Source organism: Phenylobacterium sp. LjRoot97 (genome assembly GCF_964254345.1).
Taxonomy (GTDB): domain Bacteria; phylum Pseudomonadota; class Alphaproteobacteria; order Caulobacterales; family Caulobacteraceae; genus Phenylobacterium.
The window spans coordinates 3,706,878-3,726,155 of sequence record NZ_CAXUTH020000001.1 but is presented as its reverse complement, the minus strand read 5'-3'; the positions used below and the strand labels follow the sequence as shown (position 1 = coordinate 3,726,155).

Sequence of the window (19,278 nt, the reverse complement as noted above, 5' to 3'; positions counted from 1 at the left end):
ACGTCCGAGTACGGAGCCCCATGACCGAGCTTACCGGCGCACCAGAAGTCGTGCGCGAACGGCCGCCGATCTGGCGTCGCCGCCCCTGGCAGATCGCTGCCGGCGCGGTGCTCGCCATGGTCGCCGTGATCGTCTTCATGGTCTGGTCGCTGCCGCTCGGGCGGGCTCTGGAGCCCCTGCCTGACCCGACGCTGGTGCTGGTCACCGCCGACGGCAAGCCGTTCGCCCGGCGCGGCTCGTACAAGGAGCAGCCGGTCGATGCGACCAAGCTGCCCAAGTATGTCTCCGGCGCGTTCATCGCCATCGAGGATCGGCGCTTCTACAGCCATTTCGGCATTGATTTGAAGGCCTTGACCCGCGCCCTGCAGCGCAACGTCTCGGCCGGCGAGGTCCAGCAGGGCGGCTCGACCATCACCCAGCAGCTGGCGAAGAACGCCTTCCTCAGCAACAAGCGCAGCCTGCGCCGCAAGGCCCAGGAAGCGATGATCGCGCTCTATCTCGAGGCGCGGCTGTCGAAGGACGAGATCCTCTCGCGCTACCTCTCGACCGTCTATTTCGGCGACGGCGTGTTCGGCCTGCGGGCCGCCGCGCGCCACTACTTCGACAAGACCCCCGAAACCCTGTCGATCGGCGAGGCCGCGATGCTGGCCGGCATGGTCAAGGCGCCGTCGCGCCTGGCCCCGACCGAGGACCTCGAGGCCGCCCGCGCCCGGGCCCGGATCGTCGTGGCGGCGATGGCTGAGCAGGGCGTCATAACGCCGCAGCAGGCCCGCGGCGTGCGTCCCGCCAGCGTCCGCTCGGGCCGCGAGAAGCTGCCCGTCGGCTCCTACTTCGCCGACTGGGTGTCGTCCCAGGCGCGCGAGGCGTTCGAGGCCGCCTATGGTGAAGTCATGGTCCCGACCACGCTGGATTCTATCCTGCAGGACCGCGCCGAGGAGATCGTCAGCACCGCCCTCAAACGCCACGGCGGCTATCTGCACGCCACCCAGGCGGCGCTGGTCGCCATGCGCCCGGACGGCCGGGTGATCGTCATGGTCGGCGGCGACGACTACAAGACCAGCCAGTTCAATCGCGCCGCAGACGCCCAGCGGCAGCCGGGCTCGGCCTTCAAGCTGTTCGTCTACCAGGCCGCCTTGCGCCAGGGCATGACCCCCGACAGCCTGATCCTCGACGCGCCGGTCACCATCGCCGACTGGTCGCCGAAGAACCACGAGGGTCACTACGCCAACCGCGAGATCCACCTGCGCAACGCCTTCGCCGGTTCGTCCAACGTGGCCGCCGCGCGCCTGGCCCAGCAGGTCGGCCGCGGCGCGATCATCAAGGCCGCCGAGGACATGGGCCTGCGCTCAGAGTTCCCGCCCGACCTGACCCTGGCGCTCGGCACCGCGCCGACCACGCTGCTCGATCTGACGGCGGCCTATGCCGGCGTGGCGGGCGGCCGCTATCCGGTGACCCCCTACGGCGTGATCCAGGCCCGCAAGCCTGCGTCGCACGAACTGCCGGCCAAGGAGCGCGATGGTCTGCGCGACATGCTGCGGGCCGCGGTCACCTTCGGCACCGCGAACGGCGGCAACGTCTCGCAGTACGCCTATGGCAAGACGGGCACGACCCAGGACTACCGGGATGCGCTTTATCTCGGCTATGTCGGCGATCTGGTGATCGGCGTCTGGGTCGGCAACGACGACAATAGCCCGATGAACGGCGTGGCCGGCGCCGGGCTGCCGGCCGAGATCTGGCGCGACTTCGCGCGGTTCGCGATGAGCAAGGGCGTGGTGCACGCCAATGGCCGTCAGATCGGCCTGGCCCCCGTCGCGCCGCCGCCGGTCGAGGCGCCGGAGCTGACGATCGACGATCTGATGCCCGTGGAGCCGACCGACCCGGCCGCGACGCCGGCCGAGCCCGCGCCAGCCCCGACGCCGACCCCAGCCGCGCCGCCGCAGCCCGCTCAGCAGCCCGCCCAGCCGATCTTCTAGCGGTAGGGCGCGATCAGGCGTTCGAGGGCGGCTTCGTCCTCGAACACCGCCCGCACGGGCCAGGCCCTGGCGCGCTCGCGCCAGGCGGGCGGCAGGCGCACCCAATCCTTCTCCGTGGTGACGAGGCCGGCGTCGAAGATTTCGGCGCGGCCCTCGATCAGCTTCAGAGCGGCGGCGTCGTAGGCGAAGTGGTCGGGGAACGGCACGAAGTCGACAAGCTCACAGCCGGCCGCCTTCAGCGCCCGCTCGACCTTCCAGGGCATGCCGATGCCTGCGAAGCCGACCTGCGGTCCCGGCGGCGGCGGCTCGGCCGGCTCCAGCCGCGCGATCAGCACCGGCTTGGCGGCGAGGGCGGCGAGCAGTTGCGGGTCCGGCTCGGGCAGGTCCGCCGGCAACATGACGATCACCGCGTCGGCCCGCGCCAGCCCGACCGCCAGCGGTTCGCGCAGCGGACCGGCGGGGAACACCGACCCGTCGCCCAGCGGCCAGACGTCGTTGCGGGTCTCGCCGTCGACCACGACCAGCGACAGCGCCTTCTTCAGACTCGGGTTCTGGTGTCCGTCGTCCATGACGATCGCGGATGCGCCGGCCTCGACGGCGGCCAGGGCCCCCGCGGCGCGGTCGCGGGCTACCCAGATCGGCGCATCGGCGGCCAGCATCAGCGGCTCGTCGCCGACCTGCGCGGCGGTGTGGCGGGCCGGATCGACGCGCAACGGACCACGCTCGGACCCGCCGTAGCCGCGCGACAGTCCGTGCGCGCCGGGCAGGCGGCGCAACAGTTCGCGCACGACCGGCGTCTTGCCGGAGCCGCCGACGGTGAGGTTGCCCACGCAGATCACCGGGGCGCCGGGATCGACCGGTTCGGCCTTGGCCATGCGCCGCGCGGTCGCCGCCGCCCAGATCCACGAGACGGGCTTCAGCAGCGCGCGGGTGATCGGGGCCGGCGCGCCCTCGCGGACGTACCACCAGCGCGGGGTCGAGAGCTTCATGCGGGCAGCAGGGGCTTGAGGAGGGCCAGGGCCTCGTCCAGGGCCGCGCCCTGGCGTTCGGCATAGGCGAGGGCGGCGCGGCCGATCCGCGGAGCGATCAGCGGCTCGTTCAGCAATCCCCGTAGGTCGCGGGTGAGGGCGGCTTCGTCCGCGCAGCGGATCGCCGCCACGCGATCGAACATCTCCTCATAGGTCGAGGCGGCGTTGAACACGTCCGGACCGGTGAGGATCGGAACGCCGAGCCGCGCCGGCTCCAGCGGATTGTGGCCGCCGACGCCGGGTACGAAGCTGCCGCCCATCACCACGACGTCGCAGGCGCGGAAGAACAGGCCCATCTCGCCCAGGGTGTCGGCGACATAGGCTGTGGTCGCCTCGGTCAACGGCTCGCCCGCCGCACGTCGCGCCGTCACGTAGCCCAGCCGGGTGAGCAGGGCGGCCACCGCCTCGCCACGGTCGGGGTGCCGCGGGGCGACGAGCAGCAGCGCGCCTGTCCCGGCGGCGGCGCGGGCGATGATCTCGTCCTCGCCCGGATGGGTGCTGGCGGCTAGCACGACGCTGCGGCCGCCGATCACGGCCCTCAGCCGATCGAGTTCGGCCTGATCGGCCGGCAGCGCCGCGCCGATGTTCTTGAGGTTGAGGTGCGGCCCGGTGGCCGCGCCCAGGCCCCGCAGCCGCGCCTCGGTGTCGTCATCCTGCGGCAGGACCAGGTCGAAGGCGCTGAGCAGCGCGTGGGCGGCGCCGGGCGCGCGGGCCCATCCGTCGGCGCTGGACTGGGTCATGCGGGCCGAGATCAGCGCCAGCTTTGCGCCGCGGGCCTTCGTGCCGAGGATGAGGTTCGGCCAGAGCTCGCTCTCGACCTGGATCGCGGCGTCAGGCCGCCAGTGATCAAGGAACCGGCGCACGGCCCCCGGAGTATCGACAGGCGCATATTGGTGGATCACACCGGACGGCAGCCGCTTGGCCAGCAGCTCGGCCGAGGTGCGGGTGCCCGAAGTGACCAGCAGGGTCAGGCCCGGCCGGGCGAGCGCCTGGGCCAGCGGCAGCAGCGACAGGCTTTCTCCGACGCTGACGCCGTGCAGCCAGACCAGAGGGCCGGGCGGACGGGCGAGGCTGGCGCGGCCCAGACGCTCGCCAATGCGGTTCGGGTCTTCCTTGCCGCGTGCGGCGCGCCGGCGCAGCAGGCCAGGCGCGAGCGGCTCGGCCAGCCCTGTGGCGGCGGCGTAGAGCGCGAGGGAGAGCGGACGCAAGGGCCGGGCTCAAATCGCGTGGGCGTTGGCGAGCCGGCAGGCCGCCGAGTGCCCGGTCTCGACCTGCAGGGTCGCATGGCCGATGCCGAACGTATGGGCCAGGCCCTCGCAGGCCTCGTGCAGGAACGCGTCGCTTTCGGTGTTTTCCGGGCGGGTCACGTGGGCGGTCATCGCCGTCTCGGTGGTGCTCATCGCCCAGACGTGCAGGTCGTGCACCTCGGTCACCCCTGGCCGGGCCAGCAGCCAGGTGCGCACGGCCTCGACGTCCATGCCGCGCGGTGCGGCGTCCAGCACAAGGTCGACGGAGTCGCGCAGCAGCGCCCAGGTGCCGATGACGATGACGGCGGCGATCAGCAGGCTCAGCGCCGGGTCGATCCACAGCAGGCCGGTCAGCGCGATCACGCCGGCCCCGATCACCACGGCCAGCGACACGGCGGCGTCCGCGGCCATGTGCAGGAAGGCGCCGCGGATGTTGAGGTCCTCATGCCCCTTCATGAACATCAGCGCCGTAGCGGTGTTGATCACGACGCCGATGGCGGCCACGGCCATCACCGGCCAGGTGGCGATGGGCGCGGGCTCGGCGAAGCGGTGGATGGCTTCGGAGACGATGACCCCGACGGCGACCAGCAGCAGCACGGCGTTGGCCAGCGAGGCCAGGATCGTCGCCTTGCGCAGGCCGTAGGTGCGGCGCGAGGTCGGCGCCGACTTGGCGAGAATGGTCGCCCCCCAGGCCAGCAGCAGGCTCAGCACGTCCGAGAGATTGTGTCCGGCGTCGGCCAGCAGCGCCAGCGAGCCCGACCAGATGCCGACGCCGGCTTCGGCCAGGACGAAGGCGAAGTTCAGTCCGACGCCGATCGCGAAGGCGCGTCCGAAGTCCTTCGGCGCATGGCTGTGACCGCCCGGCCCGTGGGAGTGACCATGGCCATGCGCGTGGCCGTGCCCGCCATGATCGTGATCATGGTCGTCATGCCGATGGCTGTGATGGTCGTGCGCCATGACCCTATGTGTCACCCTGGCGCGGAAGGATCAACGCCGCCCGACCAGGGCCTGGGCCCGCTGGGTGGTGGCCGTGAGCTTGGCCGACAGATCGGCGATCAGCGCGGCGATCTCGGCCTCGCCAGCGTCGGCGGGCACGTAGAACGGGCCGTCCCAGGCGGTCGCGCCACGCCCGAACGGCCAGGCGAAGGTGACCTTGTCCCAGGTGTCGAGCACGATGGCCGGCGAAACCGCCAGTCCCATCAGATAGATCGGCGCGCCGGTCTTGCGCGCAATCTGCAGCGAGCCGGGGGCGATCACCTCGGCCGGACCGCGCGGACCGTCGGGCGTCACGATCAGCACGCCGCCGTCATTGACCCAGTTCATCGCCTCGCGGATCGCGGCGACGGCTTGGCGGGCCTTGGTGGTGTCGCCCTTCTTGGCCGAGGAGGTGCGGATGGCCGGGAAGCCGGACCGCGACAGCGCCTGGGCGATGAATTCCCCGTCGGCCGACGGGGAGACCATGCAACGGACCTTGTCGCGCCGCCACCAGACCGGCGCCAGGCCCAGGCACAGCGGGATGCTGCCGTGCCAGAACAGCCCCACCGCCGGCTTGCCGTCCTGCAGGACGGGCTCCACGCAGGCCAGGTTGTCATGCGTCCAGCGGCGGCTCTTGAGCGTAACGATCAGGTGCAGCCACAGCAGCCAGCTCAGGAACGTCTGGACGCCGGGGCTACGCAACAGGTTCTTCAAAGCGCGGGTTCCATGTCGAGGTCCTGGCTCTTGGCCAGCCGGGCGTAAAGGCCGCGCTTCTTGACCAGGTTCGCATGGTCGCCGGTTTCGACGACCTTGCCCTTCTCGATGACATAGATGCGGTCAGCGCCGCGCACGGTGGACAGGCGGTGCGCGATCAGGATGGTGGCGCGCCCGTGCATCAGGCGCGACAGCGCGGCCTGGACCTGGGCTTCGCTCTCGGTGTCGAGCGCGCTGGTCGCCTCGTCCAGCAACAGGATCGGGGCGTCCTTGAGGAAGGCGCGGGCGATGGCGATGCGCTGGCGCTGGCCGCCCGACAAGCGCGCGCCGGCCTCGCCGACCAGGGTCTCGTAGCCTTCGGGCAGGGCGCTGATGAACTCGTGCGCAGCGGCGGCCTTGGCCGCCTCGATCACCTGCTCCGGCGTGGCGCCGGGGCGGGCATAGGCGATGTTCGCCCGGATGGTGTCGTCGAACAGGAACGGTTCCTGGGTCACCAGCGCGACGTGGTCGCGCAACGAGGCGAGCGTGACGTCTCGGACGTCGACGCCGTCGATCGTCACCTTGCCGCTGCTGGCGTCGTAGAAGCGCGGAATCAGGTTGAGGATCGTGGTCTTGCCGCCTCCGGACGGGCCGACGAGGGCGACGGTCTCGCCGCGCCGGACCTCGAAGCTGACGCCCTGCAGCGCGGGACGGTCCTCGGCGCCGTAGGCGAAGCCCACGTCGTCGAAAGCAACGGTGCCGTCGGTGATGACCAGCGGCTTGGCGCCCGGGCGTTCGCGGACTTCCGGCTCGACGTCGAGGGACGCGAACAAGCGGCGCGCGGCTGAGAGGCCTTCAGCCATCACCGTCTGCAGGTTGGCGAGCTGGCGCAACGACTGCGAGGCCAGGCCCAGCGCGCCGATGAAGGCGACGAAGGCGCCGACGTTCATGCCGCCGGATTGCGAGCGCCAACCTGCGTAGGCGATGACCCCGGCGGTGATAAGCGTCATCAGGGTTTCGGTCGCCGGAGCGGCGCGCGCCCGGGCGTTGGCGCCCTTGACCAGGAACTTCTGGCGGCGCTTGACCACTTCGGCCACACGCTCTTCCTCATAGGCCTCGCGGTTCTCGATCTTCACCACCCGCACGCCGTCGAGGCTTTCCATGATCGCGGTGGAGAGGGCCGATGTCTCGGCCATCGCGCCCTTGGTGGCCTTGACCGTTCGCTTGGAAAACCGGCGCATGACCCAGGTCGACAGCGGCGCGGCCACCACCAGGGTCAGCGACAGCATCGGGTCGTTGCTGACCATCACGACGATCGCGCCGATCACGGTCAGCAGGTGCTGGGTGTAGTTGATCACGCCCGCGGTCGCCGCCTCGCGGATCAGGCCCGCGTCGTAGAGCACCGAGGAGACGAACGAGCCGGTGTGGCCGGCCCGCAGCCGGGCCAGGTCGGCGCGCACCAGCTTGCCGAACAGCTGCACCTGGACCTGGCCGACCACCTCGTTGCCGATGCGGTTGACCTGGGTCGCCTGGATCACCTGCGAGAGACCGCGGGCCAGCGCGAGACCGGCGATGGTCAGCGGCACCGCCAGCAAGGTTCCGGGCTTGTGGTTGACCAGCAGGTCGTTGATCGCCGGCTCGAGGATCTGGATCAGGCTGGCGCTCAGATAGGCCACCGCGATCGCGGCGATCATCGCCACGGTCCAGCCCTTCCAACGCGGCGCCATGTAGACGCGCGCGATCCGGGCGACGACGGCGCGGGTGGAAAGTTCGGCGGCGGGCTCGCTCATCGGTCCTGGGGTCGGCTCTCGGCGCGGGGAAGTCAAGAAGGCGTCTTGGCCCGGCGCAAAGGCGGCATATGGTGTCGGTCGGGGTGAAATCGAACGGCGCCGCCGATCCTGACCCGTTGCGACGGGCGCGGCGGCGATCCTCACCCCATATGGAGACCGTCATGCGCACCGTCGCATCCGTCCTGGCCCTGGCGCTCGTCCCGGCGATCGCCATTGCGCAGCCGTCCCCGGCCGCGCCTGCAGCGCCCGCGGCCAAGGCGCCCGCCCCGGCGCCTGCGAAGGCTGCGCCAGCGACGCCGCCGGCCAAGCCTGCGCTTGCAACGACGCCGGTTCCACCCGCCGCCCCGCCGGTCGCGCTCGGCAATGAGCCTGAGCTGTCGCGGGCGCAGAACACCGCAATCGCCAAGTCGATCGCAGGGCTGAAGACGCCGGAGGAGCGGCGCATGGCCACCGGCTGGAGCAACGCCAAGAAGGTCGCCGAAGTGATCTGCCGGCCGGCCGCCTTGCCCGCGCTGAAGAAGCAGGTGCCCAACGCCGACCGGGTGTTCCTGGGCACCGACGATCCCAAGACCCTGACGCTCGTCAGCACCCGCAGCCTGACCGGCGCGGGGCAGGTGCGCTCTGGCTCGTCCTGGCGCGACTTCACCTTCACCTGCGCCCTGATGCCCAGCAGCGGCAAGGTTGCGGGGTTCACCGCCGTGCTGAAGCCCGTGACCTAGGACCAGACGTCGCGCTTGGCTTCCGCTGGCGCCTCGAACCGCCTATCTAGGCGCGCGCAACGCAGGAAGCTCGCTTGGCCGATTTCGACCTCACCACGCCCAAGGGGCGCACCGCGGCCTATCTGGATTATCTCTGGAAGGATCACGCCTATCTGCGCCTGGGCTTCTCCAACGCCCATTGGATCAGCGACGAACTGGTGCGCACCAACCAGCCCTGGCCCCATCAGCTGGCCGAGTGGAAGAAGCGCGGCATCAAGACGGTGATCAACCTGCGCGGCGGGTTCGACGCCAGCTTCCACGCGCTGGAGAAGGACGCCTGCGAGCGCCTGGGCCTGAAGATGGTCGACTTCACCATCACCTCGCGTGAGGTCCCCAGCCGCGCGCGCGTGCACGGCGCCAAGGAGCTGTTCGAGACGATCGAGTACCCGGCGCTGATGCACTGCAAGTCCGGCGCGGACCGGGCCGGCATCATGAGCGTGTTCTACATGCACTTCCGCAAGGGCCTGCCGATCCGGGAGGCGCTGGATCAGCTGCACATCCGCTACCTGCATGTGAAGCAGGGCAAGACCGGGGTGCTGGACTACACCTTCGAGCGCTATCTGGCCGAAGGCGAGCCCAAGGGGCAGAGCTTCCTGGAGTGGGTCGACAGCGACGCCTACGACGAGGCCGGCATCAAGGCCGACTTCCGCGCCCAGATGTGGGGCCGCCTGCTCACCGAAGGCATCCTGAAGCGCGAATAGCCCCTCCCTGGCGGGAGAGGCCGCGCGTCACCTAGTCGTGCTCGGTGTCCTTGTCGGGATCCAGCAGCTTGTGGGCGTGGATCACGAAGTAGCGCATGTGCGCGTTGTCGACGGTTTCCTGCGCCTTGCGGCGCCAGGCGGCGACCGCCTCGCCGTGGCTGGCGAAGGCGCCGACGAGGTCGATCTTCGTCAGATCGCGGAACGTGTTGTGCTCCAGATCCTCAAGTTCGCCGCCGATGACGAGGTGCAGAAGCTGCTTCTCGGGCATGATGTTCCCCAAAATGGTCAGTTGGGTAGGTCGATATGCCGTACGCGCTCAAGGATCAATGGGGCCAAGCGCGGAGCGGCGCAAACTAGGCTCGGTTGTGCAGGTTTTACGCCATTGTACACGAACGGCCGTCCGCGGTGATCGCCCACGAAGGCGCCGGCTTCCCGGGCGATGAGGTCGGCGGCGGCCAGATCCCAGTCGAACTTGGCGACCAGCGCCAGGGTGGCGTCGAAGGCCCCCGCGGCGATGATGCACATCCGGTAGGCGGTTGAATTGCGCGCTTCGATCCGCATTTCCGGCCAGGGGGTCGGCCAGGCGGGATGGGCGAACATTCGGGCGTCGCCGACCATGCCGCAGCCCTCGACGACGTCGCGGTCGGAAGCCTGAATGGGCTGGCCGTTGAGGTGCGCGCCCTTGCCGGCGATCGCCTGGTAGGTCTCGTCGACGTCGGGGGCGAAGACCACGCCGGCGATCGGCTTGTCGTCCTCGACGACGGCGACGGACACCGCCCACCAGGGCCGGTTCTTGATGAAGGCGCGGGTGCCGTCGATCGGATCGACCACGAACAGCCGCCGCCGCGAGCGGCGCGCCGGATCGTCGGCGGTTTCCTCGGACAGCCAGCCATAGTCGGGGCGGGCGCTGGTCAGGATCTGCTTGATCAGCGCGTCGGTGGCGAGGTCGGCGTTGGTGACCGGCGAGTCGCCCTCCTTGTAGGACGTCTCCAGACCCTCGCCGCGCAGCTTCTGGGCCAGCGCCCCGGCGTCGAACGCCGCTTGGGTGATCAGTTCGAGGTCCTGGGCGGGATCCGTCATCAGCGCCCGGCGATCGCCAGTCCGTCGACGAGCAGCGACGGCGAGTTGGCCGAGCCGCGGATCTCCAGGTCGGAGCCCGGGACCAGCCGGCCGTAGATGTCGATCAGGTTGCCGGCGACGGTGATCTCGGCGACCGGATAGGCCAACTCGCCGTTCTCGAACCAGAAGCCCGAGCAGCCCACAGACCAGTCGCCCGTATTGCCGTTCAGCGAGGGGCCGAACATCGAGGTGATCAGCAGGCCCTTGCCAGCCTGGCCGATCAGTTCGGCCTGACTGTGCGCGCCAGGTTCCAGCGTCAGGTTGGTGGTCGACACGCCAGGCGCGCCGGCCAGCCCGCGCGAGGCGTGGCCGGTGGTTTCCAGCCCCAGCTGGCGGGCCGACGAGGTGTTCATCAGCCAGGTGGTCAGAATCCCGTCCTCGATCAGCGCCCAACGGCGGTTGGCGACGCCTTCGTCGTCGAACGGCGAGGAGCCGAGGCCGCGGACCTTGTGCGGGTCGTCGACGATATTCACGCCCTTGGCGAACAACTGGGCGTTCAGCTTGTCCTTCAGGAACGAGGTGCCGCGCGCGATCGACGGGCCGGCGATGCCCCCGATCAGCGGGCTGATCAGCGACATGGCCACGCGGTTCTCGAAGATCACCGGGGCGGTGGTGGAGTCGATCTTGCGCGCGCCAAGGCGTTGCGCTGCGCGGCGGCCGGCTTCTTCGCCGATCGACTGTGCGCTGGGCAGGTCGCCGCGCCAGCGGGCCGAGCGGCCGTCGTAGCCGCTTTCCATGGTCTCGCCGTCGCCGGCGATCGCCGAGGCGGTGATCGAGAAGGCGGAGGCCTGGTAGACGCCGGAGAAGCCGTCCGAGGTCACCAGCCGCCAGTGCGACGACGAGGCCGAGGCCGAGCCGCCGTCGGAATTGGTGATCTTGGGGTTGGCGCGGGCGGCGTCCTCGGCGGCGCGGGCGACTTCCTCAAGTGATTCCGGAGTGTACTCCTGCGGATCGTAGAGATCCAGGTCGGCGAACGGCCCCTGGGCCAGACGCTCCTTGGGGGCGAGGCCGGCATAGGGATCTTCCGGCGCGAGCTTGGCCATCGCCACGGCCCGCTCGATCAGCTTCGCGCGGGCTTCGGGCGAGATGTCCGATCCGGAGACGGTCGCCTGCCGCCGGCCGACGAAGACGCGCAGGCCGAGATCGCGGCTTTCCTCGCGCTCGACCTCCTCCAGTTCGCCCATGCGGACATTGATGCCGAGGGCGGCGCGCTGCGCCCCGACGGCTTCGGCGGAGTCCGCACCGGCTTTCAGCGCGGCGGAGACGACATCTGCGAGGAGGTTTTCGTCCATCAAGGCCATATGGCGGGATGCGCGCCCCGCGGCAAGCGGCGGCTCACGCGATGGCGTAGAACAGCAGGGCGACGCTGGCGAAGACATAGGCCAGCCAGGTCAGGGTGACGCCGATCGAGCGGGCGAACGAGGCGCCGCCGCTGCGCGACAGACCGAACGCGTGCAGGCCGCGCCCGACGAACAGCATCAGGCCGGTCAGGTGCACCGCCAGCGGCGGCGCATCCACCATGGCCAGCACCGCGATGCCGACCATGGCGGCGGGGACGTACTCGGTCGCATTGCCGAACGCGCGGATCGCCTGGGCCAGTTCCGGCACCCCGCCGTCGCCTAGCGCCACCTTGTGCCGCCGGCGTTGGCGCACGACCAGCAGCGACAGCACCAGCAGCAAAATCAGGTGCAGCCCGACCCATAGGGCCGCAGCGTGGCCGGATGTCACGGCGTCCATACTTGATTGTCCCTCTATCGCCCCCGCGAAGGCGCGCAGTTGGACTTGGATTTACGCAAAGGGCAAGGCTTGCCCCGGTCACGTCCTTCGTGAGGTCAGACCTCTGCTCCGCCGCCAGGCAAGCCCAGGCGCGCCCACTTCTCGGTGACGGCCTTCACGGTAGCCTCGTCCATGCCCAGTTTCTCGCCCCATTCGCGATGGGTCTCGGGCGGCCACTTGTTGGTGGCGTCCAGCCCGATCTTCGAGCCAAGGCCGCTCTCGGGCGAGGCGAAGTCGAGGTAGTCTATGGGGGTGCCCTCGACGAGGGTGATGTCGCGGGCGGGATCCATGCGGGTCGACAGCGCCCACATGACGTCCTTCCAGTCGCGGGCGTTGATGTCGTCGTCCACGACGATCACCCACTTGGTGTACATGAACTGCCGCAGGAAGCTCCAGACGCCCATCATCACGCGCTTGGCGTGACCGGGGTAGGCCTTCTTCATCGAGACCACGGCGATCCGGTAGGAGCAGCCCTCCGGCGGCAGCCAGAAGTCGACGATCTCCGGAAACTGCTGGCGCAGCAGGGGAATGAACACCTCGTTCAGCGCCTCGCCCAGCACGCTCGGCTCGTCCGGCGGCCGGCCGGTGAAGGTGGTCAGGTAGATCGGGTCCTTGCGCATGGTGATGGCGCTGACCTTGAACACGGGGAACTGCTCGACCGAGTTGTAGTAGCCGGTGTGATCGCCGTACGGCCCCTCGTCGGCGTACTCGTCCAGCATGACGTGGCCTTCGATGACGATCTCGGCCTGGGCGGGGACCAGCAGCGGCACGGCCTTGGCCTGGACCAGGTCGACCTTGGCGCCGCGCATCAGGCCGGCGAACTGGTACTCCGACAGCGTCTCCGGGACCGGCGTCACGGCGGCCAAGATGGTGCCGGGATCGGCCCCGATCACCACGGCGGCGGGCAGGGCGTCGGGCTTGCCGGCCGCTTTCCAGCGGCGGTGGTGCTGCGCGCCGCCGCGGTGCGCCAGCCAGCGCATGATGGTCTTGTCCTTGCCGAGCACCTGCATGCGGTAGATGCCGAGGTTGTAGTCGTCCTCGCGCTCGTCGGACGGGCCCTTCGTCACCACCAAAGGCCAGGTAATCAGCGGCGCGGGCTCGCCCGGCCAGCAGGTCTGGATGGGTAGTTTGGTCAGGTCGATCTGATCGCCTGTCCAAATGACCTCTTGAACCGGCGCCTTCTTCACGGTGGCCGGGCGCATCGACATGACCGTCTTGGCCAGCGGCAACATCTCGAAGGCGTCTTTCAGGCCGCGCGGGGGCTCGGGGCTGCGCAGGAACGCCAGCAACTCGCCGACCTCGCGCAGTTCGCCGGCGGTGGTGCGCTCCTGGCCCTCAAGGGTCACGCCCATGGCCACGCGCTTCACGGTGCCGAACAGGTTGACCAGGCACGGCATGGTCGAGCGTTCGCCGTCGGCACGGATGACGTTCTCGAACAGCACCGCGGGACCGCCGGTCGCCAGCAGCCGACGTTGGATCTCGGTCATCTCCAGCACGCTGGAGACCGGTTCGGAGACGCGAACCAATTCACCTGCGGCTTCCAGCTTGGCGATGAAATCCCTCAGCGACCGATAGGCCATGCGCTCTCCATTCGTGCTGGCGTTTGGTCTAGAGCGGGTTGAGGAAAAGTGCGAAGCGGTTTTCCGCCCGCAACCCGCTCCAATGCCGCAAAGGCGGGGCGGCTCTGGCGTCACCTGCGCGGCGCCGGTAAAATCGGCGGGTCATGAAGCGCATCGATCTCGACGACCTCCCGCCCAAGCTCGCCCAATTGCTCGCCGCCTTAGAGGAGGGCGAGGAACTGCTGCTGGTCCAGAACGGCGCGGTGGCCGGCCGACTGATCGGCGCGGCTGCGCCGCAGCCCGCTCCGGAGCCGGAGCAGCCCAGCAATGAGCGCGCCGCCGAGATCTTCGAGCAGTTCCGCTCGGCGATGGAAGACGAGTTCTAGGCGTCCGATTTTCGGTGGCGCGGCTGCCGCAAACCCCATATCTGTCAAGCGTTGTGGCGTGACGAGGCCGCAGAGCCCCGCCGCTGCGGCTTATTTCGGCAGTAGGGAAACGCCATGCTCAAAATCATCGCAGTTTCGACTGCGCTCGCCCTGGTCGCGGGCGCTGCAGTCGCCGCTCCAGCCGGATACGGCTCCGCCGTGGTGAGGATCGGGGACATCGATGCGGGCCGTCCAGCCGACGTCGCCCGGCTTCAAAAGCGCTTGGAGGCCGCCGCTCTGGAAGCGTGCGGCGCGCAGGCCGACAGCGTCCGGATGGTCAAGCAGGCCATCGCGCGCTCGGACTGCTACCGTGAGACCCTTGCCCGGGCTTCGGCCCAGGTGCGGACCGGCCTGGCGACCCGCTAACGTTCAGTCGTCGTCATCGTCGAAGTCGTCGTCGCCGCCCAGGACTTCGTTCAGGGCGTCAATGATGGCGTCCATCTGGTCCGGCGAAACCTCGAGCGCGACCGGCTCGCCGCCAGCGCCGGCGACCGTCAGCAGATAGCCCTCGTCGGTTTCCTCAAACTCGAACCGTTCGAGCGGTTTCGGCTGGGCCATGGGGATCTCCTGTCCGTTGGCGTCGCGAAGTGCGCGGACCATCGCCCCTCTGAGCGGATGCGCGCCATCTCCGTTCCACGAAATCTTCCGTGGGGCGCTCAGGCGCCTGCGTCGCGGGCCTTCACGAGCTTCTTCGGCGCGATCTTGCGCCAACGGCGTTCCAGGAAGTTCTGCAACGACCCGGGGTGCAGGTCTGCGATGCGGGCCAGCACGCTAGGATAGTCCTTGTAGTGCGGGGTGATGTGAAAGGTCGCCGGCTCGGCCTCCATCAGCATCTCGCGTTCGTCGTGGCTGACATCGAGCAGCACCAGGCTTTGATCTTCGCCGCGCAGACGGGTGAAGAATTTGCCGTTCACCTTGAACGACGGCTGACCGTAGGACGTGCCCTCTTCGGCGCCCGGAAACGCCAGCACAAATTCGCGGACTTCGTCGTGGGTCATCGCGCTTCCCTCTTGGTCGCGGAGACCAGCTTCACCCCGTCCGCGCAGGCGTCAATGAGGATCGCCATCCGCTTGGCTCGGGTTTCGGCTCCCTTGGCGCTGACCACCCGGTGGATGGCGACCTTTCGATACGACGGCGGGAAGGCCTGGAAGTTGGCCCAGGCTGGCGCGTTCGCCTGGAACTTCGCCGTCTCGGCCTCGGAGAAGACCTGCACGTCGCGCTCATGCGAGTACTCGTTCGTGCGGCCCTTGCCGGCCTCGAACGCGGCCAGCCCCGCAGGATGAACCAGGCCCAGGGCGCGGAGCTCCCCGATCCTGCGGATGTTCACCTGACTCCAGATCCCCTTCGGACGCCGGGGCGTGAAGCGGATGCGATAGCTCTCCTCGTCGATCGAGTGGCGAACCCCGTCGATCCAGCCGAAACACAGCGCCTGGTCGACAGCCTGCGGCCAGGTGATGGACGCCCTGCCCGAGCCTCGCTTTCGGAAGCCGACGGAGAGCTCGATCGCCGTCTCGTGGTTCTCTTCCAGCCAGGCGCGGAACGCCTCGGGCGTCTCGAAGAAGGTCGGCGCCATCAGTAGGCCAAGGCCACGCCGTCCTTGCGCATCTCGGTCGCCGCCGCGTAGCGGCCGGGCCAGCGTTCGATGGCCTGGTAGCCGCCATAACCGCCGGGATCGGGCGCCAGCTTCCAGCCGATGGCCGCCAGCGCCGCCTGGGTCGCTTCCGGCACGCCGCTCTCGAGGTTGAGCACCCCGATCCCCTTCTGCGCCTCACCGGTGGGTTCGCTCGAGCCGCCATGGTGCCAGCGCGGGCTGTCGCCGGCCTCCTGCACGCCGAGTCCGAAGTCGACCATGTTGGAGATGATCTGCGCCTGGCCCTGGGGCTGCATGTCGCCGCCCATCACCCCGAACGACAGCCAGGGATCGCCGCCCTTGGTCGCAAAGCCCGGGATGATGGTCTGGAAGGGCCGCTTGCCCGGCGCATAGATGTTGGCGTGGCCGTCCTCGAGCGCGAACAGCTCGCCGCGGTTCTGGAACATGAAGCCCAGGCCGTCGGGCGACAGGCCCGAACCCATGCCGCGGTAGTTCGACTGGATGATCGAAACCATCATCCCGTTCTTGTCGGCCGTGGTGAAGTAGGTGGTGTCGCCGCGGCTGGGCGCCTGGCCCGGGAAGACCGGCGTCAGGATTTTTCCGGGCGCGATCAGCTTGGCCCGTTCGCGCGCGTACTCCTTCGACAGCAGCCATTCGGTCGGGACCTTGAAGAAGTCGGGGTCGGCGTAGAACTTGGCGCGATCCTCGAAGGCGAGGCGCTTGGCCTCGACGGCATGATGGATCGCCGCCGCCGACTGGAAACCCATGGCCTTGAAGTCGAAGGTCTCCATGATGTTCAGCATCTGCAGCGTCGCCAGGCCCTGGCTGTTGGGCGACAGGCCCCAGACGTCGACGCCGCGGTAGTTGACCTTGTGCGGCGGGTCCCAGCGCGCGTGATGCGCGGCGAGGTCGGCCTTGGTCATCCAGCCGCCGATCCGCTTGAAATAGGTCTCGATGGTCTGGGCGACCTCGCCGCCATAGAACCCGTCGCGCCCGTTGGCGGCGATCTGGCGATAGGTGCGGCCCAGCGCCGGGTTCTTGAAGACCTCGCCTTCCTTCGGCGTGCGGCCGTCCGGGGCCCAGACTTTCCTGAAGTTCTCCACCTCCTCGATCCCGGCCGTCGGGCGTGTGAAGTTCTTGAGCGAGCGGTCGAGGTAGTAGGCGACGTTCTGGGACACCGCGTGCCCCTCTTCGGCATAGATGATCGCCGGGGCGAACAGGTCCTTCCACGGCAGCTTCCCGTAGCGCAGGTGCAGGGTCCACCAGGCGTCGACCGCGCCGGGGACGCTGACCGACACTGCGCCGTAGGAGGGGATCAGTCCGTTCTTGGCCCGGCCCCGCACCGTCTCCAGCGAAAGGCCCTTGGGGCTGCGACCGGAACCGTTCAGTCCTTCGACGCGGCGCGTCTTCGGATCCCAGACCATGACGAAGCAGTCGCCGCCGATGCCGCAGGCGATCGGCTCGACCAGGCCCAGCACCGCATTGGCCGCGATCGCCGCGTCCACCGCCGATCCGCCCAGCCTCAGGACGTCGAGCGCGGCCATGCTGGCCAGCGGATGAGCGGTCGCCGCAGCGCCGTTCGCGCCCCAGGCGGCGCTGCGCGAGGCGAAGGTCGCGCCGTCGATGCGGTCGCCGCCGTGCACGTCGGGCCGGTCGCGGTTGGGATTGTCGGCGCGGCTCTGCGCCAGCGCGCCGCCGGCGAAAGCCGTAGCGGGCAGGGCGGCCAGGAAGGTGCGGCGGCGCATGGGAACTCCAGAAATCAATGCTCGGCGACGCGCCACTATAAGGTGAAGTTTGCCCCGCGCGCGCGGGTTCTGCGGGCCGTCCCGCCTTGTCGCAGGGACTTTCCGTCTCCGTCCGATTGCCCTTTGGGGGACGGCTCGGCTATATGCCGGCTTTGGGGATAGACATGCGAACAATCGACGCCTTGGCGGCGTCGGCGGCGTTGCTTGCCGTTCTGGCGTTCAGCCAGATGGCGGGCCAGCAGGCGTCGCCCGACGAGATCGCCGCCGAAACTTGGATTATCGAGCAGGACATGGTCCGGCTGCTGGGCGCGATGAGCGGCCCGGCCGAGGCCTGCTACGCGATGACTTTGCCGTCGGCCAAGGCGGACGAGGGCCTCCTGCCGCTCGCCAGGGATCGGGCCGGCGTGGCGCTCGCCACCACCTGCGATCCGACCATGATCTCCCAGCTGACCTAGCTGGCTTCCACGTCGCTCAGGATCATCGCGTACGGCACCATCATGCCGTCACGCTCGGCGTAGCCGCTGACCAGCTTGTGCTCGGGATCGACCAGGCCCAGGTCGACGTCTTCGTGCGGGAAGACGACGATGCGGCGGTCGCCGATGCAGACCACCAGCTCGCGGCCCTCCATGGCCAGCTCCGACATCGCCTTCAGGCGCCGGTAGTACGGCTCGCGCTTCCAGGCGCCGGGCTGGCTCGGATCGACGATGACGTTCAGCCGCCGGCCGTCCTGTTCGGTGTACATCAGGAATTTGGCGCGGTCGGGCCGCCAGGCGTCGTCCAGCTTCTCGGAGTCGAGCCACAGGCAGATGAAGCCACGGCAGGCCGGCGGCCGGCCGTCATACACCCCGCAGCCCGCTGCGCGCTTGAAGTGCCCGCACCAGGCCCCAGCCGGCTTGTCCAGGGCCTGAATCGCCAGCAGCTTGCAGCACATGCCGCACTCGCCGCAGCTCTTGCCCATCGCGCCCGTCTCCCGTCATCGTCCGGCGGCGGACGATAGCGATGATGCGTGACGGTTCGGCGACGGGGGATGATGTGATTGGGCGGGCTTTGCTGACGTTGGGTGTTGTCGCTTGCATCCTGAGCGGCTGTGTTCGCGGCGAGCGTGAGCCCGAGATGGCGCGAGCCCTCGTTGTCCTGACGAGTGCGCGGGCCGCGACCCTCTATTCCCTTGAGCCCGTCACAAGCGATGTCGGGCTTCCGCACCTCAACGGCTATGCGACCTTGGGAAAGGTGCGACTCGGACCCGCCGATACGGTCAAGGCGACTCGCCAGATCGCTGACGGCATCGTCGAGAACGAATGGCTGGTCGCATGTTTCCAGCCCCGACAAGCTCTACGCATCGTCGCGGATGGTCGCGTCTACGACTATCTGGTTTGCGACGAGTGTAGCCGTGTCGTGGTCTATCTGAATGGCGAAAGGGTCGGCGCCGTCGACTATGCTGGGCCCTCTACAGTACTGGAGGGCCTCCTGAGCCAAGCGGGCGTTCCGCAGTCAAACAGCGAATTCGCTCACCGCTAGCTCTCCGACCAGACCGCCAGCTCGTTGCCGGACGGGTCGCGGAAATGGAAACGTCGGCCGCCCGGGAAGCTGAAGATCGGCTTGACGATGGCGCCGCCGGCGGCTTGCACCTTCGCGGCCATAGCCTCCAGGTCGTGGGCGTAGAGCACGACCAGCGGCTTCTCCGCCTGCGCGGCGGCGTCGGCGTCGAACCCGCCGTCCAGGCCTTCCTCGAAGGCGGCGTAGCTGGGGCCATAGTCGGTGAAGGTCCAGCCGAAGGCCGACTGATAGAAGCTCTTGGTGGCGACGAGGTCGCCGCCCGGCAGCTCAACATAGTCGATCTTGCCGTCTTCGCGCATGACGCTCTCCGCCACCTAAGTTCTCAATTCGTTCCAGTTTCG

General features: G+C 69.1%; 23 protein-coding genes. 7 read left to right on the top strand and 16 right to left on the bottom strand.

Going from position 1 to position 19,278, the window contains the following annotated elements:
* Nucleotides 1-20 precede the first annotated feature (20 nt).
* Complete coding sequence (locus ACSQ2H_RS18430) at nucleotides 21-1,973, top strand: transglycosylase domain-containing protein (protein ID WP_436062833.1); 1,953 nt, start codon at nucleotides 21-23, stop codon at nucleotides 1,971-1,973.
* Here ACSQ2H_RS18430 and lpxK read toward each other — a convergent pair.
* The 5 genes from lpxK to ACSQ2H_RS18405 are packed head-to-tail and all read right to left on the bottom strand — an operon-like array spanning nucleotide 1,970 to nucleotide 7,706.
* Entirely contained in the window at nucleotides 1,970-2,962 is a 993-nt protein-coding gene (gene lpxK / locus ACSQ2H_RS18425) for a tetraacyldisaccharide 4'-kinase (RefSeq protein WP_436062832.1), read from the bottom strand. The genes ACSQ2H_RS18430 and lpxK overlap by 4 nt on opposite strands.
* Nucleotides 2,959-4,209, bottom strand: a complete 1,251-nt coding sequence (locus ACSQ2H_RS18420) for a 3-deoxy-D-manno-octulosonic acid transferase (RefSeq protein ID WP_436062831.1) — start codon at nucleotides 4,207-4,209, stop codon at nucleotides 2,959-2,961. Before ACSQ2H_RS18420 ends, lpxK begins: the two co-directional genes overlap by 4 nt.
* A 9-nt stretch (nucleotides 4,210-4,218) precedes the next feature.
* Entirely contained in the window at nucleotides 4,219-5,205 is a 987-nt protein-coding gene (locus tag ACSQ2H_RS18415; RefSeq protein ID WP_436062830.1) for a cation diffusion facilitator family transporter, read from the bottom strand.
* A gap of 30 nt (nucleotides 5,206-5,235) precedes the next feature.
* Nucleotides 5,236-5,925, bottom strand: coding sequence for a lysophospholipid acyltransferase family protein (locus ACSQ2H_RS18410; RefSeq protein WP_436062829.1), 690 nt, complete (start codon nucleotides 5,923-5,925; stop codon nucleotides 5,236-5,238).
* An 8-nt stretch (nucleotides 5,926-5,933) separates the two neighbouring features.
* Nucleotides 5,934-7,706, bottom strand: a complete 1,773-nt coding sequence (locus ACSQ2H_RS18405) for an ABC transporter ATP-binding protein (protein WP_436062828.1) — start codon at nucleotides 7,704-7,706, stop codon at nucleotides 5,934-5,936.
* A gap of 161 nt (nucleotides 7,707-7,867) precedes the next feature.
* Here ACSQ2H_RS18405 and ACSQ2H_RS18400 point away from each other — a divergent pair, with 161 nt between their 5' ends.
* Both ACSQ2H_RS18400 and ACSQ2H_RS18395 read left to right on the top strand, forming a co-directional pair.
* Nucleotides 7,868-8,425 carry a hypothetical protein gene (locus tag ACSQ2H_RS18400; protein WP_436062827.1) on the top strand — a complete coding sequence of 186 codons (558 nt, stop codon included), beginning with the start codon at nucleotides 7,868-7,870 and terminating at the stop codon, nucleotides 8,423-8,425.
* A 74-nt stretch (nucleotides 8,426-8,499) separates the two neighbouring features.
* The gene (locus tag ACSQ2H_RS18395) at nucleotides 8,500-9,165 is read left to right on the top strand and encodes a fused DSP-PTPase phosphatase/NAD kinase-like protein (RefSeq protein ID WP_436062826.1); all 666 of its coding nucleotides are present in this window, start codon (nucleotides 8,500-8,502) and stop codon (nucleotides 9,163-9,165) included.
* 31 nt (nucleotides 9,166-9,196) lie between these two features.
* On the opposite strand, the gene ACSQ2H_RS18390 is transcribed toward ACSQ2H_RS18395, so the two are convergent.
* From ACSQ2H_RS18390 to ACSQ2H_RS18370, 5 genes are all read right to left on the bottom strand, one after another.
* A complete protein-coding gene (locus ACSQ2H_RS18390; RefSeq protein WP_436062825.1) occupies nucleotides 9,197-9,433 on the bottom strand; it encodes a DUF4170 domain-containing protein in 237 nt (78 codons plus the stop codon).
* Between the two features lie 17 nt (nucleotides 9,434-9,450).
* On the bottom strand, nucleotides 9,451-10,245 hold the full coding sequence (locus tag ACSQ2H_RS18385) for a 3'(2'),5'-bisphosphate nucleotidase CysQ (protein ID WP_436062824.1): 795 nt from the start codon (nucleotides 10,243-10,245) through the stop codon (nucleotides 9,451-9,453).
* The gene (locus tag ACSQ2H_RS18380; protein ID WP_436062823.1) at nucleotides 10,245-11,576 is read right to left on the bottom strand and encodes a TldD/PmbA family protein; all 1,332 of its coding nucleotides are present in this window, start codon (nucleotides 11,574-11,576) and stop codon (nucleotides 10,245-10,247) included. Before ACSQ2H_RS18380 ends, ACSQ2H_RS18385 begins: the two co-directional genes overlap by 1 nt.
* A gap of 43 nt (nucleotides 11,577-11,619) precedes the next feature.
* A complete protein-coding gene (locus tag ACSQ2H_RS18375; protein ID WP_436062822.1) occupies nucleotides 11,620-12,021 on the bottom strand; it encodes an MAPEG family protein in 402 nt (133 codons plus the stop codon).
* Nucleotides 12,022-12,116: 95 nt separating this feature from the next.
* Complete coding sequence (locus ACSQ2H_RS18370; RefSeq protein ID WP_436062821.1) at nucleotides 12,117-13,640, bottom strand: UbiD family decarboxylase; 1,524 nt, start codon at nucleotides 13,638-13,640, stop codon at nucleotides 12,117-12,119.
* A gap of 143 nt (nucleotides 13,641-13,783) precedes the next feature.
* Between ACSQ2H_RS18370 and ACSQ2H_RS18365 the strand changes: the two genes are divergently transcribed.
* Both ACSQ2H_RS18365 and ACSQ2H_RS18360 read left to right on the top strand, forming a co-directional pair.
* Nucleotides 13,784-14,005 (top strand): hypothetical protein, encoded by a 222-nt coding sequence (locus ACSQ2H_RS18365; protein WP_436062820.1) that lies wholly within the window; start codon nucleotides 13,784-13,786, stop codon nucleotides 14,003-14,005.
* Nucleotides 14,006-14,119: 114 nt separating this feature from the next.
* Nucleotides 14,120-14,410 carry a UrcA family protein gene (locus ACSQ2H_RS18360; RefSeq protein WP_436062819.1) on the top strand — a complete coding sequence of 97 codons (291 nt, stop codon included), beginning with the start codon at nucleotides 14,120-14,122 and terminating at the stop codon, nucleotides 14,408-14,410.
* A gap of 3 nt (nucleotides 14,411-14,413) precedes the next feature.
* Here ACSQ2H_RS18360 and ACSQ2H_RS18355 read toward each other — a convergent pair whose 3' ends face one another.
* From ACSQ2H_RS18355 to ggt, 4 genes are all read right to left on the bottom strand, one after another.
* Nucleotides 14,414-14,602 carry a hypothetical protein gene (locus ACSQ2H_RS18355; protein WP_183771920.1) on the bottom strand — a complete coding sequence of 63 codons (189 nt, stop codon included), beginning with the start codon at nucleotides 14,600-14,602 and terminating at the stop codon, nucleotides 14,414-14,416.
* Between the two features lie 98 nt (nucleotides 14,603-14,700).
* On the bottom strand, nucleotides 14,701-15,042 hold the full coding sequence (locus ACSQ2H_RS18350; RefSeq protein WP_436062818.1) for an MmcQ/YjbR family DNA-binding protein: 342 nt from the start codon (nucleotides 15,040-15,042) through the stop codon (nucleotides 14,701-14,703).
* Nucleotides 15,039-15,617: a YdeI/OmpD-associated family protein gene (locus ACSQ2H_RS18345; protein WP_436062817.1), complete on the bottom strand. Its 579-nt coding sequence runs from the start codon at nucleotides 15,615-15,617 to the stop codon at nucleotides 15,039-15,041. Before ACSQ2H_RS18345 ends, ACSQ2H_RS18350 begins: the two co-directional genes overlap by 4 nt.
* Nucleotides 15,617-17,380, bottom strand: a complete 1,764-nt coding sequence (gene ggt / locus ACSQ2H_RS18340; protein ID WP_436062816.1) for a gamma-glutamyltransferase — start codon at nucleotides 17,378-17,380, stop codon at nucleotides 15,617-15,619. Before ggt ends, ACSQ2H_RS18345 begins: the two co-directional genes overlap by 1 nt.
* Before the next feature lie 164 nt (nucleotides 17,381-17,544).
* Here ggt and ACSQ2H_RS18335 point away from each other — a divergent pair, with 164 nt between their 5' ends.
* Entirely contained in the window at nucleotides 17,545-17,835 is a 291-nt protein-coding gene (locus tag ACSQ2H_RS18335; RefSeq protein WP_436062815.1) for a hypothetical protein, read from the top strand.
* On the opposite strand, the gene ACSQ2H_RS18330 is transcribed toward ACSQ2H_RS18335, so the two are convergent.
* Nucleotides 17,832-18,338 carry a YkgJ family cysteine cluster protein gene (locus ACSQ2H_RS18330; protein WP_436062814.1) on the bottom strand — a complete coding sequence of 169 codons (507 nt, stop codon included), beginning with the start codon at nucleotides 18,336-18,338 and terminating at the stop codon, nucleotides 17,832-17,834. The two genes, ACSQ2H_RS18335 and ACSQ2H_RS18330, sit on opposite strands and share 4 nt — an antisense overlap.
* A 41-nt stretch (nucleotides 18,339-18,379) precedes the next feature.
* Here ACSQ2H_RS18330 and ACSQ2H_RS18325 point away from each other — a divergent pair, with 41 nt between their 5' ends.
* Nucleotides 18,380-18,898: a hypothetical protein gene (locus ACSQ2H_RS18325; RefSeq protein WP_436062813.1), complete on the top strand. Its 519-nt coding sequence runs from the start codon at nucleotides 18,380-18,382 to the stop codon at nucleotides 18,896-18,898.
* Here ACSQ2H_RS18325 and ACSQ2H_RS18320 read toward each other — a convergent pair.
* Entirely contained in the window at nucleotides 18,895-19,236 is a 342-nt protein-coding gene (locus ACSQ2H_RS18320) for a VOC family protein (protein ID WP_436063585.1), read from the bottom strand. The two genes, ACSQ2H_RS18325 and ACSQ2H_RS18320, sit on opposite strands and share 4 nt — an antisense overlap.
* Nucleotides 19,237-19,278 lie beyond the last annotated feature (42 nt).

Bases quoted from the DNA above. Each gene is read 5' to 3' on its own strand.
- ACSQ2H_RS18430 (WP_436062833.1), top strand. From the start codon at position 21: ATGACCGAGCTTACCGGCGCACCAGAAGTCGTGCGCGAACGGCCGCCG.
- lpxK (WP_436062832.1), bottom strand. From the start codon at position 2,962: ATGAAGCTCTCGACCCCGCGCTGGTGGTACGTCCGCGAGGGCGCGCCG.
- ACSQ2H_RS18415 (WP_436062830.1), bottom strand. From the start codon at position 5,205: ATGGCGCACGACCATCACAGCCATCGGCATGACGACCATGATCACGAT.
- ACSQ2H_RS18405 (WP_436062828.1), bottom strand. From the start codon at position 7,706: ATGAGCGAGCCCGCCGCCGAACTTTCCACCCGCGCCGTCGTCGCCCGG.
- ACSQ2H_RS18400 (WP_436062827.1), top strand. From the start codon at position 7,868: ATGCGCACCGTCGCATCCGTCCTGGCCCTGGCGCTCGTCCCGGCGATC.
- ACSQ2H_RS18390 (WP_436062825.1), bottom strand. From the start codon at position 9,433: ATGCCCGAGAAGCAGCTTCTGCACCTCGTCATCGGCGGCGAACTTGAG.
- ACSQ2H_RS18385 (WP_436062824.1), bottom strand. From the start codon at position 10,245: ATGACGGATCCCGCCCAGGACCTCGAACTGATCACCCAAGCGGCGTTC.
- ACSQ2H_RS18380 (WP_436062823.1), bottom strand. From the start codon at position 11,576: ATGGACGAAAACCTCCTCGCAGATGTCGTCTCCGCCGCGCTGAAAGCC.
- ACSQ2H_RS18375 (WP_436062822.1), bottom strand. From the start codon at position 12,021: ATGGACGCCGTGACATCCGGCCACGCTGCGGCCCTATGGGTCGGGCTG.
- ACSQ2H_RS18370 (WP_436062821.1), bottom strand. From the start codon at position 13,640: ATGGCCTATCGGTCGCTGAGGGATTTCATCGCCAAGCTGGAAGCCGCA.
- ACSQ2H_RS18365 (WP_436062820.1), top strand. From the start codon at position 13,784: ATGAAGCGCATCGATCTCGACGACCTCCCGCCCAAGCTCGCCCAATTG.
- ACSQ2H_RS18360 (WP_436062819.1), top strand. From the start codon at position 14,120: ATGCTCAAAATCATCGCAGTTTCGACTGCGCTCGCCCTGGTCGCGGGC.
- ACSQ2H_RS18355 (WP_183771920.1), bottom strand. From the start codon at position 14,602: ATGGCCCAGCCGAAACCGCTCGAACGGTTCGAGTTTGAGGAAACCGAC.
- ACSQ2H_RS18350 (WP_436062818.1), bottom strand. From the start codon at position 15,042: ATGACCCACGACGAAGTCCGCGAATTTGTGCTGGCGTTTCCGGGCGCC.
- ACSQ2H_RS18345 (WP_436062817.1), bottom strand. From the start codon at position 15,617: ATGGCGCCGACCTTCTTCGAGACGCCCGAGGCGTTCCGCGCCTGGCTG.
- ggt (WP_436062816.1), bottom strand. From the start codon at position 17,380: ATGCGCCGCCGCACCTTCCTGGCCGCCCTGCCCGCTACGGCTTTCGCC.
- ACSQ2H_RS18335 (WP_436062815.1), top strand. From the start codon at position 17,545: ATGCGAACAATCGACGCCTTGGCGGCGTCGGCGGCGTTGCTTGCCGTT.
- ACSQ2H_RS18330 (WP_436062814.1), bottom strand. From the start codon at position 18,338: ATGGGCAAGAGCTGCGGCGAGTGCGGCATGTGCTGCAAGCTGCTGGCG.
- ACSQ2H_RS18325 (WP_436062813.1), top strand. From the start codon at position 18,380: ATGATGCGTGACGGTTCGGCGACGGGGGATGATGTGATTGGGCGGGCT.
- ACSQ2H_RS18320 (WP_436063585.1), bottom strand. From the start codon at position 19,236: ATGCGCGAAGACGGCAAGATCGACTATGTTGAGCTGCCGGGCGGCGAC.